General features: G+C 56.5%; 18 protein-coding genes and 1 pseudogene. 3 read left to right on the top strand and 16 right to left on the bottom strand.

Annotated elements, in window-relative coordinates:
* Nucleotides 1-87: 87 nt before the first annotated feature.
* The 6 genes from R6U90_RS10895 to rpoE all read right to left on the bottom strand — a co-directional run bounded on the left by R6U90_RS10895 (nt 88) and on the right by rpoE (nt 4,477).
* Complete coding sequence (locus tag R6U90_RS10895; RefSeq protein WP_410352717.1) at nt 88-336, bottom strand: glutaredoxin family protein; 249 nt, start codon at nt 334-336, stop codon at nt 88-90.
* The gene (locus R6U90_RS10890; protein ID WP_410352716.1) at nt 333-1,781 is read right to left on the bottom strand and encodes a DegQ family serine endoprotease; all 1,449 of its coding nucleotides are present in this window, start codon (nt 1,779-1,781) and stop codon (nt 333-335) included. Before R6U90_RS10890 ends, R6U90_RS10895 begins: the two co-directional genes overlap by 4 nt.
* Before the next feature lie 65 nt (nt 1,782-1,846).
* Complete coding sequence (locus R6U90_RS10885; protein WP_410352715.1) at nt 1,847-2,344, bottom strand: SoxR reducing system RseC family protein; 498 nt, start codon at nt 2,342-2,344, stop codon at nt 1,847-1,849.
* Entirely contained in the window at nt 2,341-3,318 is a 978-nt protein-coding gene (locus tag R6U90_RS10880) for a MucB/RseB C-terminal domain-containing protein (protein ID WP_410352714.1), read from the bottom strand. The genes R6U90_RS10885 and R6U90_RS10880 overlap by 4 nt, the downstream gene beginning before the upstream one ends.
* Nucleotides 3,308-3,883: a sigma-E factor negative regulatory protein gene (locus R6U90_RS10875; RefSeq protein WP_410352713.1), complete on the bottom strand. Its 576-nt coding sequence runs from the start codon at nt 3,881-3,883 to the stop codon at nt 3,308-3,310. The genes R6U90_RS10880 and R6U90_RS10875 overlap by 11 nt, the downstream gene beginning before the upstream one ends.
* Nucleotides 3,884-3,901: 18 nt before the next feature.
* The gene (gene rpoE, locus R6U90_RS10870) at nt 3,902-4,477 is read right to left on the bottom strand and encodes an RNA polymerase sigma factor RpoE (protein WP_410352737.1); all 576 of its coding nucleotides are present in this window, start codon (nt 4,475-4,477) and stop codon (nt 3,902-3,904) included.
* A gap of 223 nt (nt 4,478-4,700) precedes the next feature.
* Here rpoE and nadB point away from each other — a divergent pair, with 223 nt between their 5' ends.
* Complete coding sequence (gene nadB, locus R6U90_RS10865; RefSeq protein WP_410352712.1) at nt 4,701-6,332, top strand: L-aspartate oxidase; 1,632 nt, start codon at nt 4,701-4,703, stop codon at nt 6,330-6,332.
* Nucleotides 6,333-6,731: 399 nt separating this feature from the next.
* On the opposite strand, the gene R6U90_RS10860 is transcribed toward nadB, so the two are convergent.
* From R6U90_RS10860 to sdhC, 6 genes are all read right to left on the bottom strand, one after another.
* On the bottom strand, nt 6,732-7,196 hold the full coding sequence (locus R6U90_RS10860; protein WP_410352711.1) for a protein YgfX: 465 nt from the start codon (nt 7,194-7,196) through the stop codon (nt 6,732-6,734).
* Nucleotides 7,159-7,359 carry a succinate dehydrogenase assembly factor 2 gene (locus R6U90_RS10855; RefSeq protein WP_410352710.1) on the bottom strand — a complete coding sequence of 67 codons (201 nt, stop codon included), beginning with the start codon at nt 7,357-7,359 and terminating at the stop codon, nt 7,159-7,161. Before R6U90_RS10855 ends, R6U90_RS10860 begins: the two co-directional genes overlap by 38 nt.
* 65 nt (nt 7,360-7,424) lie before the next feature.
* Complete coding sequence (locus tag R6U90_RS10850) at nt 7,425-8,117, bottom strand: succinate dehydrogenase iron-sulfur subunit (RefSeq protein ID WP_410352709.1); 693 nt, start codon at nt 8,115-8,117, stop codon at nt 7,425-7,427.
* 316 nt (nt 8,118-8,433) lie between these two features.
* Nucleotides 8,434-10,194: a succinate dehydrogenase flavoprotein subunit gene (gene sdhA, locus R6U90_RS10845; protein ID WP_410352708.1), complete on the bottom strand. Its 1,761-nt coding sequence runs from the start codon at nt 10,192-10,194 to the stop codon at nt 8,434-8,436.
* Nucleotides 10,191-10,532 (bottom strand): succinate dehydrogenase, hydrophobic membrane anchor protein, encoded by a 342-nt coding sequence (gene sdhD / locus R6U90_RS10840; protein ID WP_410352707.1) that lies wholly within the window; start codon nt 10,530-10,532, stop codon nt 10,191-10,193. Before sdhD ends, sdhA begins: the two co-directional genes overlap by 4 nt.
* Nucleotides 10,529-10,912, bottom strand: a complete 384-nt coding sequence (sdhC, locus tag R6U90_RS10835; protein ID WP_410352706.1) for a succinate dehydrogenase, cytochrome b556 subunit — start codon at nt 10,910-10,912, stop codon at nt 10,529-10,531. The genes sdhD and sdhC overlap by 4 nt, the downstream gene beginning before the upstream one ends.
* A 131-nt stretch (nt 10,913-11,043) precedes the next feature.
* Here sdhC and R6U90_RS10830 point away from each other — a divergent pair, with 131 nt between their 5' ends.
* Nucleotides 11,044-12,093 carry a YgfZ/GcvT domain-containing protein gene (locus R6U90_RS10830; protein WP_410352705.1) on the top strand — a complete coding sequence of 350 codons (1,050 nt, stop codon included), beginning with the start codon at nt 11,044-11,046 and terminating at the stop codon, nt 12,091-12,093.
* 92 nt (nt 12,094-12,185) lie between these two features.
* On the top strand, nt 12,186-13,028 hold the full coding sequence (locus R6U90_RS10825) for an HDOD domain-containing protein (protein ID WP_410352704.1): 843 nt from the start codon (nt 12,186-12,188) through the stop codon (nt 13,026-13,028).
* A gap of 155 nt (nt 13,029-13,183) precedes the next feature.
* Here the strand turns inward: R6U90_RS10825 and lysS are convergent, their stop codons facing one another.
* The 4 genes and pseudogenes from lysS to R6U90_RS10805 form a co-directional block, all read right to left on the bottom strand.
* Complete coding sequence (lysS, locus tag R6U90_RS10820) at nt 13,184-14,704, bottom strand: lysine--tRNA ligase (protein ID WP_410352703.1); 1,521 nt, start codon at nt 14,702-14,704, stop codon at nt 13,184-13,186.
* Nucleotides 14,705-14,921: 217 nt separating this feature from the next.
* A protein-coding gene (gene prfB, locus R6U90_RS10815; protein WP_410352702.1) for a peptide chain release factor 2 occupies nt 14,922-16,020 on the bottom strand; the annotation gives its coding sequence in 2 pieces (ribosomal slippage) (nt 14,922-15,944 and nt 15,946-16,020; 1,098 coding nt in all).
* A gap of 106 nt (nt 16,021-16,126) precedes the next feature.
* The gene (recJ, locus tag R6U90_RS10810) at nt 16,127-17,866 is read right to left on the bottom strand and encodes a single-stranded-DNA-specific exonuclease RecJ (protein WP_410352701.1); all 1,740 of its coding nucleotides are present in this window, start codon (nt 17,864-17,866) and stop codon (nt 16,127-16,129) included.
* Nucleotides 17,856-18,367: pseudogene (locus R6U90_RS10805) on the bottom strand (hypothetical protein); the annotation flags it as partial. The pseudogene R6U90_RS10805 and the gene recJ, both read right to left, overlap by 11 nt.

The raw sequence follows: 18,367 nt of genomic DNA, 5'->3' as shown, positions 1-18,367 counted from the left end.
TCATACTAAAAAGGCGCACGATTGCGCCTTTTGAATTCGGAGTATCTCCGAATGGATTATTTCAGGACTGCGGAATTGTAACCAATTTCAGCGCTGGCTGAAATACTGGCGGAGTTTGCTAACCTCCAGAAAATAATGGCATATTTTCGTCTCCCCGTGCATCAACACGGGGATCTGCTCGCCGTAAACAGCTTCCAGTGCGGGATCGTCGTCGATATCCACCGTTTGCAGGCTAAATGTGTAGTCATCCTGCAGGACCTGTAACTGACCCTGCATCGCCTCGCACAGGTGGCAGCCTGTACGCCGATACAGGGTTAATTGCAGCGGCGAGCTCATTCTTCGAGGCGAATAGTCATAAACAGCGGCGCTTTGCCCCGCTGGACGAGCATCGGGAGCAGCTTGTCCCGGGGCAGATCGGCCACCAGCCTGGCGAACTGTTCGGCGCTGGTGACATCCTTGTGATTGATCATCAGGATCACATCCCCCGGGCGAATCTCGGCCTGGGCTGCCGGCCCTTCATGGACTTCCTTGACGAGTACGCCGCGCTTGTCGCGAATCTCCAGTTGCTTGCGCTGCTCGCTGCTCAGGTCCTCCAGCACCATGCCCAGCGTTTCGGCTGCTTTTTCCGATTCGGCCGAACCGGAGGGCGCCGCTGCCGCAAGCTCCTCTTCGGGGGGTAACTCGCCGATTTTGACTGTTAGCTGACGGCTCTTGCCTTCGCGGATAATCTTGACTTTGGCTTCCTCATCCACCGGAAAAGAGGCCACGGCCAGAGGCAGGTCCGACTGACGATGAATCGTCTTACCGGCAAATTCGACTACCACATCGCCTTCCTTGAAGCCGGCTTTCGCCGCGGGGCTGTCGGGCAGGACCCGGAGCACCACGGCCCCCATCGGTTTTTTCATGTCAAAGGATTCGGCCAGTTCCTTGTTGACGTCCTGAATCAAAATACCCAGCCAGCCGCGGCTGACGCGTCCTTTGGTTTTCAGCTGTTCAACCACATCCATGGCCACGTCAATCGGGATCGCAAAAGAGAGTCCCATAAAACCGCCTGAGCGAGTAAATATCTGCGAATTGATACCAACAACTTCGCCGTCCAGATTGAACAGCGGTCCCCCCGAGTTACCGGGATTGATAGCCACGTCAGTCTGGATAAACGGCACGTAGTTATCACTGGGCAGGTTACGATTGATGGCGCTGATCACCCCAACCGAAACCGAATGATCAAAACCAAACGGCGAACCGATAGCCATGGCCCACTCACCTACCTTGAGCTCTTTTGAATCGCCAATGGTCACTACCGGCAAATCGGTCGCTTCCACCTTGAGCAAAGCCATGTCGCTGCGCTTGTCGCTGCCGATCACTTCGGCTTTTAATTCACGCCGGTCACTCAGCCTGACGGTAATTTCCTCGGCATCCTTTACCACATGGTAGTTGGTGACGATGTAACCGTCTGTATTGATAATAAAACCGGAACCCAGAGACTGATTCTCGAATTCTTCCGGCGGACCGGCACCGGGACCTTTTTCACCAAAGAAATGCTTGAACAGATCGCCAAACGGAGACTCTTCGGGGAATTCAGGAATATTAAAGCCCGGCATACCCTGCTCGCGGGTAATCTTCTGGGTCGTGCTGATATTCACAACAGCCGGACTGTTTTTTTCCGCCAGCTCGGTGAAATCAGGCAGTTTGCTATTGCCGCTGAGCAAGGCCTGCGAGGGCGTGACAAAAAATGTCAATGCCAGTAACAGAGTTAACCAGTTAACACTACGAACCTTCATCAATACCTCTTGTTTCAACTACGAAATCTTCAATTATGAATTTTTGACGAATCCTTATTAAATTACTAATCGGGATTTAAAGTAGGGGTGGAGCTTGCCACGGTTAACCCGGCCGAAGGCATGCGTTGCAAAATGACAGGTTGATAACGACTGTCGTTGGCAACACGCCGGTTAAATGCGCGCAACCAGGCAATCGCCAGCACCATACCAAAGACCGCGAACAGGATCGAGACCCCTTCCACGGCATTGATCATCAGTTGTTCGGCCAGAACCTTGCCGGTAATAGCAAACAGAAACAGGCTCAGCAGGGGCACCAGATAAACGGCCAGTGACCCGTTCACCATAGCCGACTCGTTCAGACCGATCACCACGCTCTCGCCTTTTCGGGCCCGGATCGGATTTAATACACGCATGTGGCTAACTTTTTGTCCTACCACGCTGGCCAGTACCGCGGTGCCACAGCCTTTGTTGACCTGACACTGCCCACAGGCGGTTTTACGTTGCGCCTCGACCCAGGCATGTTCCCCTTCGCAACGGGTCACAACAGCGGTTTCCTCAATCATGGTGACTCCCTGTAATGAACCGACTCACCGATCATTTTTACAGTGGCGTGGGGAACCTCACCGACCACGGTAATATGATACCCCTTCAGGTTACGGCCATGAGCATTGACCGCGCCCATGTGCGAACCACCAAACAGGTTATCGCCACTTTTTTTATCGTCCTTTTCAATAAACACCGACACCGAAGCCAGGCCGTCTGAATAGACCCGGTGATCCACCGGCGTCACACTGTTCGGGATGCGGTGCATGCGTGACATATCCTGTTTAAAACCCGGCGGTATTGTCGCGATGTGCCAGTCTGAAGTCTGCCCGGCTTCTGTAGACAGCGGCTTGTTGCTCGCCTCATACCAGGTGAAATCTTCCTTATTGATATCCGGTTCCAGGGCCTCTTCAGGAATATCATCGAGGAAGATAATCTGGGTGAACATGAATTGCTCAACCGGTTTGTTGTTCTCGTTGAGCAAATTGGTTTTGAGTAACAGGCCGGTTTTATCATGCACCCACAGGAGATGCCCATAACGCAGGTTATCCCGGGGTTCGATCAGAATCTTTTGTGTCGGCTCACCAGCTACTTTGTCTTTGCCAGCCAGAGATAATTGATAATGATTATTCAACTCACCGATCTTGACGGGAAACATCGGCGGGAATTTGGCGCGGGGACGGCTTTTTTCCACCATCACCGACTGACTGTCGGGATAGATACAGGTCACCCGATCACCGTCACGCAAGACCTCTCGCCCGGTACCATCCATGGAAATCAGACGTTCACGCTCCCCGTTTTCGCTGACACTGTGGATAATCCGGATTGAACTGAGCTGATCCTGCTGACCGTAGACGAAGGTACCTTCGTAATTGAGCATGTGTGCGGCCTGGTGCATTTTCTCCAGCCAGGGCTGTACCTCGTCGATGTCCGAGGCCCAGGCCTGCAAGGAGAAACAGGCACCGAACAATAGTGTCGTCAGTTTATTTCTCATCGGCACCGGCAACACGTTGCGAAGGAGTCACGCTGACAATCCGCATGTATGGCAGCATGCCCTGCATGCGCGATGAAATGGAATATTCGTTATGATTGACCAGGTAGCTGCTGAGTTTGGATTGCACTTCGCTATCAATCGGCTGTTGTGACGGAGCCGGGTTGCCGCTCACCGCCAGATACTCTTCACTGCCGGTCTGGGTACTGGCGACGGTCATTTGCGGTGCTGGAATATCGCCCGGATTGCCTTGCTGAACAGTCAGGACAGCCACCGTCGCGACCGTCGCCGCAATGGCCAGGCCGGCCACCTGACGACGAAAGCCTTCTCCAATACGCCGGGCGGCCGGACGCAGCGTGGTGGGTTCTTTCTGCAGAGCAGCGCTGACACGGTCAGCAAAATCCGGGGCAGGAACAGACTGACTGTGCCCCGACAGAACGTCCCGAATCAGGTGATACCGTGTCCAGCGGGCGCGGACTTCGCTATCCTGCTTGAGTGACTCGAGCACCTGCGAATGATATTCATCATCCATGAATGCCGAAAGTGTTTCATCGCTGTTATTGCTCATATCACCACCAAATTACAATTAACCGAGTAACGGTTTCAACTTTTTGTCCACTGCCTCACGGGCGCGAAAGATACGCGACCGCACGGTCCCAATCGGACAATCCATTGCCTCGGCTATTTCTTCGTAGCTCATCCCCTCCAGTTCGCGCAGGGTAATGGCTGTCTTCAAGTCATCCGGCAGTTCCTCAATGGCGCGGCTGATAACCTCCTGTATCTCATCCCTGAGCGCCATCTTTTCCGGGCTTGCATAGTCCTTTAGACCGGATTCCCCCTCGTAATGTTCCGCATCACTGGCCTCGATATCATCCGCCGGCGGTCGCCGATCCTGGGCAACAAGAAAATTTTTGGCGGTATTGATCGCGATCCGGTATATCCAGGTATAAAACGCGCTGTCCCCCCGAAACCGTGGCAGCGCCCGATAGGCCTTGATGAAGGTTTCCTGAGCGAGATCCTCAAGCTCCGCCTGGTTACGCACATAGCGAGACAGCACTTTCATTACCCGCTGCTGGTATTTCATAACCAGTGCGTCGAAAGCTTTTTTATCCCCGGCCTGTACGCGTTCAACAAGCAGCTGGTCCGTTGTCTTACCGCCCATTCGGGCTACTTCCCCTTTAAGTTGGGCCAGGCCACCCGAATACCCATTTATGACCGCAATCATAGAGGAGAGTTCGCCTGGCTGCCGTTTTTCTGGTTATATTGTCGGATCCCGCAATTGTGACATTTCGCGCCACAATCCGTACAATTCTAATCTTATCTGGCCGAGATGAGAAATCTCCCGGCACTTCAATCGCAACCGGACACCAGACTCGACATTATCCATGCAGATTACATCCGACGTGCTTGTTATCGGTGGCGGCGCCGCCGGCCTCAGTCTGGCACTGCGACTGGCTGACGACTATTCAGTGGCCCTGATTGCAAAGGGCATACTAAAAGAAGGGTCTACCTTCTACGCCCAGGGCGGCGTCGCAGCGGTACTCGGTCCGGACGATACGCTGGAATCCCATATCGAGGATACGCTGGAGGCCGGCGGCGGCCTGTGTGATGAAAAGGTGGTCCGTTACACCGTCCAGCACGGTGCGGAAAATATCCGCTGGTTGATCAACAAGGGGCTCGCCTTCACCCGCGACGAGAAGCAACCGGACGAATACCATCTGACCCGCGAAGGGGGGCACTCCCACCGCCGTGTCATCCATGCCACCGACGCCACCGGCAAGGCCATCGAAACGACGCTGGAAAACGAAGTTCGTCGCCATCCCAACATCACCCTCTTCGAGAATCATATTGCGGTGGATCTCATTACCGGCGCCAAGCTGGGGCTGGAACATAACCGCTGCCTGGGCGCCTACGTGCTGGATCGCGCCGCCGACAAGGTACGGAGCTTTCGGGCCAACCAGACCGTGCTGGCCACGGGTGGTACCAGCAAGGTCTACCTGTATACCAGCAATCCCGATACTTCCACCGGCGACGGTATTGCCATGGCGTGGCGCGCCGGCTGTCGGGTTGCCAATATGGAATTCAACCAGTTTCACCCCACCTGCCTTTATCATCCGCATGCCAAATCGTTCCTGATCACCGAAGCGATTCGAGGAGAAGGCGGCAAACTGAAACTGCCCGATGGCAGTACTTTCATGGAAAGATTCGACAGCCGCGCCGAACTGGCGCCGCGGGATATCGTGGCCCGCGCCATCGACCACGAAATGAAACGCCTCGGCGCCGACTGCCTCTATCTGGATATCAGCCACAAACCGGCCAAGTTCATTCGTCAGCATTTCCCGACCGTGTATCAGCGTTGCCTCGATTTTGGCTACGATATGGCCCGCGAACCCATTCCCGTGGTACCCGCCGCGCATTATACCTGCGGCGGCATCATGACCGATCTCAACGGCAAAACCGATCTGGATGGCCTGTATGCCATTGGCGAGACCGCCTTCACCGGTTTACATGGCGCCAACCGCATGGCCAGCAACTCCCTGCTTGAATGCCTGGTCTTTGCCCAGGCCGCCAGCCAGCACATCCGCCAACAAAAAGCCGAAGGCGAACCGCATGAGGTCGCCATCCCGGACTGGGACGAAAGCCGGGTTACCGATTCGGACGAGGAAGTGGTCGTCACCCATAACTGGGACGAACTGCGTCGCTTTATGTGGGACTACGTCGGCATCGTCCGCAGCAACAAACGCCTGCAGCGGGCCGAACACCGCGTGCAACTGCTGCTGTCGGAAATCGATGAATATTACGGCAACTTCCGCGTCACCAACGACCTGCTCGAACTACGTAACCTGGCACTGATCGCCAGCCTGATCATCCGCTCCGCCATGTCCCGTCACGAAAGCCGTGGTCTGCATTACAACATCGACTATCCTGAACGTAACGACAGTCAGCCACCGCACAACACGATCCTGCAACCAACTCACTCCATTGGCGCTACCTCATCGATGGCATTGGCGGAATAAGCAGGGGCCAGGGACTAAATAAACGTTCCGAATACCCGATCACTTTATTCAAAAGATTGCTTCGCTTCGCTCGCAATGACCCAAAATAGAGAGGTCATTGCGAGGAACAAGGTGACGAAGCAATCTCACTGGACTGATATTCGGAACAGCTATTTAGATACTAGGCGCTAAGAATTTAGTTGTAGGCCAGGTTGCACGCAACACTACCTAGCATTGCATCTATTGGACTATATTTACCCGAAGGCACCAAGTCTCGAAGCAGATAAATTTTCCTTCGGGTCTTCGGGTCTTCGGGTCTTCGGGTCTTCGGGTCTTCGGGTCTTCGGGTCTTCGCGTCTTCGCGTCTTCGCGTCTTCGTGGTGAGATTTTATCAACCTCTAGGTTCTAGCACCTAGCACCTTAACCCTTAACACCCACATCCTCCTCAGAAAACCCCGCATACCTTAATCGTAGCCACAACAAGTGCCACTGTTCTTTGGGCAGACTGTCGGGTAACAACACTCGATAAAGTCGTCGTCCCTTTACAGGCTGCAGGTGCAGGATAATCAAACCACGAGTAATGTAGGTGGATGGCAACAGGGACAGGTCCGGCCAGTACTGCACGCCTATTTGATAATCCCATGCGCCATCGGTCCGCCAGATCAGGCGCGTTGTGCCTCGACCCTCCCGATAATGACGCCATACCTGCCAGAGCAAACTGCCCCCTGCCGTCGCGAGCAACACAAAAGCCACGCCCGCCGGCAAAATCAGCGGCAGTAACAACGCCGCACCGGCCAGCGTATGCAATACAATCTGATAGATGAGTAAATAGCGAGAAGGCCTCGGCTCAAGTTCCAGCCGCGTTTCGAATTTGTTCTGCCACATAGGCCACATCCTTGTCGTGCGGGACACCCTGTCCCATCAAAAACTCCAGTAACTGCTGATCAGGATACGCCAGCAAGGTTATCAGAGCGTTCTTTTCCCGATCACTCAGCCGATGGTAATGCTGTTCGACAAACGGCAATAACAACAAGTCCAGCTCCAGCATGCCGCGTCGGCATTGCCAGAGAAGGCGCGCCTGATCCGCCTGACCCGCGTTGCTCGCCGTTTTGTTCAGAACATCTCCTTGACCATCAGTTTTTTGATATTGTTGATCGCCTCGGTCGGGTTAAGCCCCTTTGGACAGACATTAACGCAATTCATAATGGTATGGCAACGAAACAACCGGTACGGCCCGTCCAGTTCCTCGAGCCGTTGAGCCAGAGCCTGATCGCGACTGTCCGCCATGAAGCGATAAGCCTGTAACAGGGCCGCCGGGCCCCGGAACTTGTCCGGGTTCCACCAGAACGAGGGACATTGTGTGGTGCAGCAACCGCACAGAATACATTCATACAGACCGTCGAGTTTTTCCCGTTCCTGCGGTGTTTGATGATATTCGACTTCCGGTTCAGGATCTTCGACGATGAGATATGGCTTGACCGCGCGATAGTGTTCAAAAAACTGATCCATATCGACCACCAGATCCCGAATCACCGGCATTCCGGGCACCGGCCGCACCACCACTGGCTCTTTCAATTCCGCCACCGGCGTCAGACACCCCAGGGCATTGGTCCCGTTGATATTCAGCGCATCCGAGCCACATACCCCTTCCCCGCAGGAGTGGCGAAACACCAGCGTCTCGTCCTGCTCTTTAAGCTTGAGCAATGCATCGCGTAACATCATCCCCGGACGCGTCTCCAGCTCGAACTCCTGCATCCAGGGCTTCTCGCCACTTTCCGGATCATATCGATAGATTTGAAATTGCATCGTCTCAACTCATCAAGGTTATTGATTTACATTAACAGTATCGGTCGAGTTTTGTATCTGTCATTTTTTCAGAAGGGCCGAGGGACGAGGTACGAGGGCCGAGGCGGGTTTGTCGGAACTGATCTTATATCACCCCTCCCTAACCCTCCCCTTGCAGGGGAGGGAATGATCTCGGTATTGGCTCAATCAATTCCCTCTCCCACAGGAAGGGGGTTAGGGGGAGGGGATAAAAAACCTCGTCCCTCGTACCTCCTCCTAGCTCCTAGCTCCTAGCTCCTAGCTCCTAGAACCTAGCCCCTAGTAACTAGTACCTGATTTAATAAACTCGTTCCTTCGGCGGAAACGATTCGACCGTCATCGGCTTCAGAGTCACTGGCTTGTAATCCAGACGATGCGCTTCTTTAAAGTATAGCGAGTGTTTCAACCAGCGCTGATCGTCGCGTTCGGGATAATCCATCCGCGAATGGGCGCCGCGACTTTCCTGTCGGCCCAGAGCCGAACTGACCGTGGCAATAGCAATGTCCATCAGGTTTTCCAGCTCCAGCGCCTCGATTCGGGCAGTATTGAAAATCTTGCTGTGATCCTTCAGGCGCACGTCCTGCATTCTCTGCTCGAGTTCCAGCACCTTGTCGAACCCCTGTTGCAATATCTCCTCGCTACGAAATACGCCACAGTAGTTTTCCATTGTGCTCTGCAGTTCCTTTTTCAAAGCCGGAACGGATTCCCCTTCGCCTTTTTGATCCCAGCGCTGCAGGTGTGCCATGGCCTGCTCCACACTTTCTGTCGACAGGGGCCGGTGATACCGATTATCGTTCAGATATTCAATGATGTCGTTGCCGGCCGCACGGCCGAAGACCACGATGTCCAGCAATGAATTGCCGCCCAGCCGGTTGGCGCCGTGCACCGAGACGCAGGCGCATTCGCCCGCCGCATACAATCCCGGGATCGATTCCTGGCCCTGTTCCACCGGCACGACCACCCGACCGTGACGATCGGTCGGGATCCCCCCCATGGTGTAATGGGCAGTGGGAAAGACCGGGATTGATTCCTCGGCCGGGTCGATATGCAGGAACGTTTTCACCGTATCGCAAATTCCCGGCAGGCGTTTGTACAACACGTCGCGACCCAGATGATCGAGCTTGAGCATGACATGATCAGCATGCTCACCACAGCCACGGCCCTCGCGTACTTCAGTGGCAATCGCCCGGCTGACCACATCGCGACTGGCCAGATCCCGGGCATGCGGTGCATAACGTTCCATAAAACGCTCGCCATCCCGGTTTGTCAGGTAACCGCCCTCGCCGCGTGCGCCTTCCGTAATCAACATACCCCGTCCGGCGATACCGGTGGGATGGAACTGGAAAAACTCCATGTCCTGTAACGGAATCCCGGCACGCAGCGCCATCGCCAGTCCGTCGCCGGTATTGATATGGGCATTGGTGTTGGTTCGAAACAGCTGGCCGGCGCCGCCGGTCGCCAGTAGCGTGGTTTTGGCCTCAATCAGCAATGGCTCGCCGGTTTCAATCTCCAGCACCAGGGCACCGAGAATGAATCCTTCTTCGTCCTTGATCAGGTCGATGGCAAAGTATTCGTCAAAGAAGTGAGTCTTGGCCCGAATATTCTGCTGATAGAGTGTATGCAAAATAGCATGGCCCGTGCGATCCGCCGCCGCGCAGGTGCGCGCGGCCTGATCGCCCCCGAAATTCTGACTCTGTCCGCCAAAAGGCCGTTGATAAATCTTGCCATTATCCAGCCGGCTGAAGGGTACGCCGGCATGTTCCAGCTCGACCACCAGATTTGATGCCGAACGGCACATATATTCAATAGCATCCTGATCGCCGAGATAATCACTGCCCTTGACCGTGTCGTACATGTGCCAGTGCCAGCTGTCGGGCAATACATTGGCCAGTGCCGCATTCATCCCCCCCTGGGCCGCCACTGTATGAGACCGGGTGGGAAACACCTTGGAGACCACGGCCACACTGGCTTCAGCCTGGGACAGTTGCAGTGCCGCACGCAAGCCACCACCACCGGCGCCAATGACCAGAGTATCGAATTGTCGTTTGGCAATCGTCATACTGCTACCACCGAAATCAGAATCCACATCGACCAGATACCCAGCACCAGAAGCATTAATAATAGAATCACCAGAATCGCAAACCGTAATATCAATGAATGAACATAATCAACCAGAATATCGCGCACACCGACACCGGCATGAAACAGGACGGCTATTACAAATAGCGCGGTTGCAATGTTAACCGGGGGAAAGGCCAGCAGCGAACGCCACTGCTCGTAATCCGGCGGGCCGACCAGCAGGTAGGCTGTCCCCGCCACAATGACAAACAGGGCGATGTAAATGGAAGTCAGGCGTTGCCAGAGCCAGGCCCGCAAGCCCTGCGCCTGCAAACTCACAGATTCACCCCCGACACTAATAGTATGAGTACTAACAGAGCCAGCCCTGCCACACTCCAGGCACTGGCACGGGCATGGAGTAAACGAATACCGATATCCATATCCAGTAGCAAAAAGCGAACCCCGGACAACAGATGGGATAACAGGGCCCAGAATATCAGGACCATGGCCCCTCTTCCCCAGTATGAAGACAACAGGGTAGTAACCTGTTCAAAACTCTGCTGACTCTGCAAGGAATACGCGAAAAGAAGCACGACCAACGGCAGGGAAATCACCAGCAAGGCCCCGCTGATGCGATGGGCAAAGGAGACAATCCCGGTGATGGGCAAATGAATCCGGAACAGGTTAAGAAATTTTGGCCGCACGTTTCTTGTTGTCATTGTTTCCAGTCTAGTCGTTTCAGCGTCGGCGTCCAGCATGTGCATCAGAGACTAACAACTTACGAGAATTACGCAATCAATGTTACTATCAACCATCTGCTAACACATATCAAGCGGCGAATGGTCAAGTTATGAACAGTGAATGGCAAACGTTTTTACAACAACAACAGGCAACGCTCGAAGCCAATCAGGTCATCAACTTCGGTGACGTGGAGCAGGAACGCCAGGCAGTCGGGGCCGGTACGGTAATTGCCGATCTCTCCCACCTGGGTCTGATCGCCGCCAGCGGGGGTGATGCCGAAACCTTCCTGCAGGGTCAGTTGACCAATGATATTCAGCAAGTCACACCGCAACAGAGTCAGCTGACCGCCTATTGCAACCCCAAGGGCCGCATGCTCGCCAGCATGCGCCTGTTCCGCCGGGAGGATCGCTATTTGCTCAGCCTGCCGCAAACTGTACTCGAACCGAGCCTCAAGCGTCTGCGTATGTTCGTCCTGCGCAGCGATGTGAGCCTGGACGACGCCAGCGACGAACTGGCTCGCTTTGGTCTGGCCGGGTCCGACGCCGAAAAACTGCTCGGGGCACAACTGCCGTCTCTGCCCGGTACCGTCGATGAGGTCGTGCACCACGCAGACCTGACCGTGATACGCATCCCCGGCCCGCAGGCCCGGTTTGAAATCCACGGTTCGGCAAGCGCCCTGAGCACGTTGTGGCAGGCATTGTTGCCCGGTGCCACGCCGGTCGGTTACGCCGCCTGGAGCTGGCTGGACACCGTGGCCGGGGTTCCCACCGTGGTGCCCGAAACAGTCGAGACCTTTGTGCCACAAATGGCCAACCTGCACAGCCTGGGCGGTATCAGTTTTACCAAGGGCTGCTATACCGGCCAGGAAGTGGTCGCCCGCATGCACTACCTGGGCAAGCTCAAACGGCGCATGTACCGGGCGCATACCGATATAGACGTGCCCCCGCCCCCCGGTGAAGCGATCTATAATGCCGACACGGGCACCGAAAGCAGTGCCGGAAAGGTGGTTCTGGCGCTGCCCGCCCCACAGGGCGGGGTGGATTTGCTGGCCGTATTGCAAATCAGCAGCGTCGAAGCCGGCCCACTCCATCTCGGTCAACCCGATGGGCCCGAGCTGAACCTGCTCGATTTACCCTACGAGGTCACCAACGAGGCCTGAGGATTCGTCCTGAATGGTGTCGATTAAACTTAAGTCCCTGACCTGTCTGCCGATAATTCCAGCAGACACCCCGTTTGACGAAGGAGCATTGCGTGTCCTTACAACAAGAATTCATTAATCAGCTGCTGTCGGATTTAAAGAACGACAAACTGGTTCTACCGACGCTGCCCGAAGTGGCCCTCAAGGTTCGAGACACCCTGGAAGATGAAAATGCATCGCTGGTCGATGTCGCCAGGGTGGTCACTTCCGACACCGCGCTCTCCGCCCGTCTGATTCAGGTGGCCAACAGCCCCCTGCTGCGCGCCAATCGCCAGATCGAAACGGTCGAGGCCGCCGTGACCCGCATGGGCAGTAACATGGTCCGTAATCTGGTCACCAGTATCGTCATGGAGCAGATGTTCCAGGCCACCTCAGATATCACCGATAAACGGCTGCGCCGTCTGTGGGAGCACAGCACCGAGGTCGCCGCCATTAGCAATGCCCTGGCACATACCCAGCCAGGGCTGCAACCCGATCACGCTCTGCTCGCCGGCCTGGTCCATGATATCGGAGCCCTGCCCATACTCAGCCGTGTCGAGGACTATCCTGAACTGCTCGAAGACGAGCCAGCCCTGGATACGATCATTGCCACCGCCCATCCCAGACTGGGCGAAGCGATACTCAAGGCCTGGAACTTTCCCCCCGAGATTGTCGACGTTGCGGCCAACCACGAGAATCTGGAACGGGAGCATGACGGCCCGGCCGATTATACTGACCTGATCATCGTTGCCAACCTGCAGAGCCTGCTGGGCACCGACCACCCGCATACCAAACTCGACTGGAACAAGGTCCCCGCCTTCGCCAAACTCGGTCTCGAACCCGATGTCAGTATCGTCGACATTGAAGTCGGTCAGAATGTCGAGGCGGTCAGGGCGGCACTCAGCGCCGGCGCCTGAACAAACCCACAATACCAAAACAAAAATGCCGGCATTAGCCGGCTTTTTTTTAAAAAACTATCGCAGAGGCGCAGAGGAAATAACATTCAAAATTGTATTTTTATCTCTGCGTTCTCAGTGTCTTTGCGCCTCTGCGTTAAGAATTAATAACCCGATTAACTAATATCCGGCCGCATGTGCGGGAACAGTAGCACGTCGCGGATCGAGGGTGAGTCGGTGAACAGCATGACCAGGCGGTCGATGCCAATACCCTCGCCGGCGGTCGGGGGCATGCCGTGTTCCAGGGCTGTAACGTAGTCTTCGTCGAAGTACATCGCTTCCTCGTCGCCGGCTTCTTTCTCCTCCACCTGCTGGCGAAAGCGTTCGGCCTGGTCCTCGGCGTCGTTGAGCTCTGAGAACCCGTTGGCGATCTCACGCCCGCCGACGAAGAACTCGAACCGATCGGTGACGAAGGGATCGCTGTCGTTGCGCCGTGCCAACGGCGAGACTTCCGTAGGATAGGCGGTGATGAAGGTCGGATCCTTGAGGCGATGCTCGACGGTCTTCTCGAAGATCTCGATCTGCACCTTACCCAGACCATAGCTCGCTTTAAGTTCAATGCCAAGCCGCCTGGCATGTTCGCGGGCCATGTCCAGATCGTCCAGTTCTTCCGATTTAATATCCGGATTGAAATGCAGGATCGACTCTTTCACGCTCATGCGCACGAAGGGTTTGCCGAAATCGTATGCCTCGCCCTGATAGGTAACCACTGTATCGCCAAGTACGGACTGTGCGGTATCGCGCAGCATGGCTTCGGTGAGATCCATCAGATCGCGATAGTCGGCATAGGCTTCGTAGAATTCGAGCATGGTGAACTCGGGATTGTGCCGGGTGGAGAGGCCCTCGTTACGGAAGTTACGGTTGATCTCGAACACCCGCTCGAACCCGCCAACTACCAGACGCTTGAGATACAGCTCCGGTGCAATGCGCAGGTAGAGCTCCATATCCAGCGCGTTGTGATAGGTGGAAAATGGTTTGGCGGTAGCGCCGCCCGGGATGACCTGCATCATCGGGGTTTCCACTTCCAGAAAACCGCGATGGGTCAAAAACTCACGAATGTGAGTAATGATCCTGGAACGAATCTGGAAGGTGGTGCGTGACTCCTCGTTCATGATCAGATCGAGATAACGCTGGCGATAGCGGGTCTCCTGATCGGAGAGGCCCTTGAACTTCTCCGGCAGGGGGCGCAGGGACTTGGTCAGCAGGCGAATGCTGTCCGCCTTGATGGATAGCTCGCCGGTTTTGGTTTTCATCAGCGTGCCTTCGGCCCCGATGATGTCGCCCAGGTCCCATTTCTTGAACTGTTCGTTATAAATCCCTTCGGGCAGATCGTCGCGGCGCACATAGAGCTGAATGCGGCCCGACATGTCCTGCACGGTGCAAAAGCTGGCCTTGCCCATGATCCGGCGCAACATCATGCGCCCGGCCACCCTCACGCGCACAGGGTTGGCCTCCAGCTCCTCGGCGCTCTTCTCGCCGTATTCGGCGTGCAGCTCCCCGGCCATTACGTTGCGGCGAAAGTCGTTGGGAAACGCCACGCCGGATTCGCGTAGCTCGCCCAGCTTGCGCCGGCGCTCGGCGATCAGCTTGTTCTCGTCGACGGGCTGTTCCGGTTGCTGCTCGTTGTTATCTGCCATGATTGAACGTACCTGATTTAAATTTTAAAAGTCTCAACGTGGAGGCGCGGAGGCGCGGAGGCGCAAAGGTCGCAGAGGGAAATGAATTTATTCATTCTTTTCTACTTTTGAGCATCATTCGGTCTTTTAAGACGGGATTCCCGCCTGTGCGGGAATGACGACATCAATTATTAATTACTCTGCGTTCTCTGCGCCGTTGCGCCTCTGCGTTGGTTTTTTATAAACCACTTTTCAGACTCGCTTCGACGAACTGGTTGAGATCGCCGTCGAGCACGGCCTGGGTGTTGCTGGATTCGACGCCGGTCCGCAGGTCTTTGATACGGGACTGGTCCAGGACGTAGGAGCGGATCTGGCTGCCCCAGCCGATGTCGGATTTGGTCTCTTCCTGGGCCTGTTTCTCGGCATTCTGTTTTTGCAGCTCCATCTCGTACAGCTTCGCCTTGAGCTGGTTCATGGCGTGATCCTTGTTCTGATGCTGGGAGCGTCCGCTCTGGCACTGGACAACGATGCTGGTCGGCAGGTGAGTGATACGCACCGCCGAATCGGTCCGGTTGACGTGCTGGCCGCCGGCACCGGAGGCGCGATAGGTGTCGATGCGCAGATCGGAGGGGTTGATGTCGACTTCGATCGAGTCATCCACTTCCGGATAAACGAATACCGAGGCAAACGAGGTGTGGCGACGATTGCCCGAATCAAACGGCGACTTGCGCACCAGGCGGTGCACGCCGGTTTCGGTACGCAGCCAGCCGTAGGCGTATTCGCCACTGAATTTGACCGTGGCACTTTTGATGCCGGCCACTTCACCTTCGGAGACCTCTATCAGTTCGGTGGTAAAGCCGACGTTCTCGCCCCAGCGCAGGTACATGCGTAGCAGAATGTTGGCCCAGTCCTGCGCCTCGGTGCCGCCGGAGCCGGCCTGGATATCGATAAAGGCGTTCTTGTCGTCCATCGGCCCGGAGAACATGCGCTGGAACTCCAGCCGTTCGAGATGTTTCTCCTGGTCGTCCAGATCGGCGACAACCGCGTTTACCGTGGCTTCATCCTGTTCCTCGATGGCCATCTCCAGCAGTTCGTCGGCCTCATCGAGTTTCCCGGTCAGTTCGGTGATGGTCTCGACGATCTTTTCCAGATGGGCCCGTTCGCGGCCCAGTTCCTGGGCATGCTCGGGATTGTTCCAGATGTCCGGGTCTTCGAGCTCCCGGGTGACCTCAGTCAGCCGTTCCTGCTTGGTATCGAAGTCAAAGATACCCCCTCAGGGCTTCGAGTCGCCCTTGCATGTCCTTGATACGGGTCTGGAGTGCGTTGACTTCCAACATATTGATAAACCCCGGAAAATGTGAAGCGCGTATGATACACGAATTCCCGGATCTTAGCGATGGGAGGGATCCACGCGACGATAGGGATCCAGGCGATGGGCGGAATCTAAACGAGCGGGCGCAGATAACGCACCAGCAGCTGCAGGCTGCGCTGGCCGCGGTATTCGTTGACGTCCAGCTGATAGACCAACTCAACCCGGCTCACCTCGGCCGGCCAGTCGTGATCCACGTGGTTGAAGGCGATGGCGTCGAACACCCGATCCGGGGCCTCGGGATGGCGCAGCACCATTTTCAAATGATGCTCGCCGACGATGCGCCGCTGCACCAGCTCGAACTCGCCATCAAACAGCGGCTCCTCGAAGCCCTGCCCCCAGGGACCGGCCTGGCGGATCGCCTCGGCCAGCTCCAGGGTCATCTCCCCGGCCGCCAGCGGCCCGTCGCTGAAGTGCTCGCCGCACAGCTCGGCTTCATCCAGATGGCGACGCACCTCGGCATCGAAGGCCGCGGCAAACTTCTCGAAATTGTCCCGCGGCAGGCTCAGCCCGGCGGCCATGGCGTGGCCGCCGAACTTGCTGATCAGATCGGGATGGCGGGTGGCAACCGCATCCAGCGCATCGCGAATGTGCAGGCCGCGCACCGAGCGGGCCGAGCCTTTGATCTCGCCGTTGGCGGTGGCGGCGAAGGCGATGACCGGGCGATGGACCTGCTCCTTGACCCGCGAGGCGAGGATCCCCACCACCCCTTCGTGCCAGTTCTCATCGAACAGGCAAAGGCCGTGCGGCAGGTTCGCCTCATCCAGCTGCATGTTGTCCAGCAGCTGCAGGGCATCCTGCTTCATCGCCGCTTCGACGCCGCGCCGCTCGCGGTTAAGGCTATCCAGTTGTTGCGCCAGTTCACGGGCTTTTTGTTCGTTCTCGGCCAGCAAACATTCGATGCCGTGCGACATGTCATCCATGCGCCCGGCCGCATTGAGCCGTGGCGCGATGAAAAAGCCGATGTCGCTGGCACTCAATCGTTCGGCCGTGCGTCCGGCCACCTCGATCAGGGCGCGGATCCCGGGCCGCGCCTGACCGGCACGCATGCGCGACAGCCCCTGCGCCACCAGGATGCGGTTGTTGCGATCCAGCGGCACCAGATCGGCCACTGTGCCCAGCGCGACCAGATCCAGATATTTCGCCAGGTTGGGTTGTGCGATGCCCTGCTGCTCGAACCAGTTCATCTCCCGCAAGCGCGCCCGCAAGGCCATCAACAGATAGAACATCACCCCGACCCCGGGCAATGCCTTGCTGGGAAAGTTGTCTTGCGGCTGGTTGGGATTGAGAATCGCCTCGGCCGCCGGTAATTGCGCACCGGCCAGATGGTGATCGGTGATCAACACCTTGATGCCCTGCGCGTTGGCCGCCTCTACCCCGCTGAGACTGGCGATGCCGTTGTCCACGGTGATAATCAGATCCGGTTGATACTCGCGCGCCACCTCGACGATCTCGGGGGTGAGGCCGTAACCAAACTTGAAGCGGTTGGGGACCAGGTAATCGATCTGTTTAAGGCCCATCGCCTGCAACGCGGCGACGGCCAGCGCGGTGCTGGTCGCCCCGTCGGCATCGAAGTCGCCGACGATCAATACCCGTTGCTGTTGTTGTAACGCCACGATCAACAGTTCGACGGCGCGATCGATGTCCCGTAGCTGTTGATAGGGCAACAGCTTTTGCAGCTCGTATTGCAGATCATCGGCATCGCGCACCGCCCGCGCGGCAAACACCCGCGCCAGAACCGGATGCAGATCATCGGCCAGCTGCGGCATCTCATCCGGCAACAAACGGCGCCGGATATGCTGTTCAAACGCCATGACTGACCCACTTTGCCAATGACCGTCGGCGCCGCCACCAGCGGCGTAAAATGCGGCGGGTAAACACATAACGTTTGCCGTCCGCCGGCAACAGCGTCAGACGCTGAAAACGCTTTTTTTGCAGGCCCGCGAGTAACGGTTGCAGCCACAGGATCTTAAACTGCTGCACAGCTGTCACCCAGACGAAGGGATCCTGCTGACGTAGCGGTTGAACACAATCCTCGATGTCGAGCAAAATCTCGCCCCGGCACTCCTGCAGCAGCGTCTCGGCCGACACGGGTAAATCCTCGCTGGAGACATGATGAAAGCGGGCCAGCGCATCCAGCAACCAGTCATCGGTATAGACCTGTTGCCAGCGTACAGCTGATTTATGAGGCTTATGCCCTCCACCCCACAGCCACAGACTGTTCACCGTCAGGCGCCCTTCCGCAGCGCGTTGCTGATTGACCGGATGATCATGCAACAACATCTGAACCTCGTTCATAAGCCGTCGCCACTCGG

Origin of the sequence: Thiohalophilus sp. (assembly GCF_046483665.1) — a bacterium.
GTDB lineage: Bacteria > Pseudomonadota > Gammaproteobacteria > UBA6429 > Thiohalophilaceae > Thiohalophilus.
The sequence above is the reverse complement of the archived record's forward strand: the minus strand, read 5'-3'. Positions and strand labels throughout refer to the sequence as shown.

What these genes read in the sequence shown, in the direction of transcription:
- R6U90_RS10895 (WP_410352717.1), bottom strand. Translation starts at nt 336, where the DNA reads ATGAGCTCGCCGCTGCAATTAACCCTGTATCGGCGTACAGGCTGCCAC.
- R6U90_RS10890 (WP_410352716.1), bottom strand. Translation starts at nt 1,781, where the DNA reads ATGAAGGTTCGTAGTGTTAACTGGTTAACTCTGTTACTGGCATTGACA.
- R6U90_RS10885 (WP_410352715.1), bottom strand. Translation starts at nt 2,344, where the DNA reads ATGATTGAGGAAACCGCTGTTGTGACCCGTTGCGAAGGGGAACATGCC.
- R6U90_RS10880 (WP_410352714.1), bottom strand. Translation starts at nt 3,318, where the DNA reads ATGAGAAATAAACTGACGACACTATTGTTCGGTGCCTGTTTCTCCTTG.
- R6U90_RS10875 (WP_410352713.1), bottom strand. Translation starts at nt 3,883, where the DNA reads ATGAGCAATAACAGCGATGAAACACTTTCGGCATTCATGGATGATGAA.
- rpoE (WP_410352737.1), bottom strand. Translation starts at nt 4,477, where the DNA reads ATGGGCGGTAAGACAACGGACCAGCTGCTTGTTGAACGCGTACAGGCC.
- nadB (WP_410352712.1), top strand. Translation starts at nt 4,701, where the DNA reads ATGCAGATTACATCCGACGTGCTTGTTATCGGTGGCGGCGCCGCCGGC.
- R6U90_RS10860 (WP_410352711.1), bottom strand. Translation starts at nt 7,196, where the DNA reads ATGTGGCAGAACAAATTCGAAACGCGGCTGGAACTTGAGCCGAGGCCT.
- R6U90_RS10855 (WP_410352710.1), bottom strand. Translation starts at nt 7,359, where the DNA reads ATGCTGGAGCTGGACTTGTTGTTATTGCCGTTTGTCGAACAGCATTAC.
- R6U90_RS10850 (WP_410352709.1), bottom strand. Translation starts at nt 8,117, where the DNA reads ATGCAATTTCAAATCTATCGATATGATCCGGAAAGTGGCGAGAAGCCC.
- sdhA (WP_410352708.1), bottom strand. Translation starts at nt 10,194, where the DNA reads ATGACGATTGCCAAACGACAATTCGATACTCTGGTCATTGGCGCCGGT.
- sdhC (WP_410352706.1), bottom strand. Translation starts at nt 10,912, where the DNA reads ATGACAACAAGAAACGTGCGGCCAAAATTTCTTAACCTGTTCCGGATT.
- R6U90_RS10830 (WP_410352705.1), top strand. Translation starts at nt 11,044, where the DNA reads ATGAACAGTGAATGGCAAACGTTTTTACAACAACAACAGGCAACGCTC.
- lysS (WP_410352703.1), bottom strand. Translation starts at nt 14,704, where the DNA reads ATGGCAGATAACAACGAGCAGCAACCGGAACAGCCCGTCGACGAGAAC.
- recJ (WP_410352701.1), bottom strand. Translation starts at nt 17,866, where the DNA reads ATGGCGTTTGAACAGCATATCCGGCGCCGTTTGTTGCCGGATGAGATG.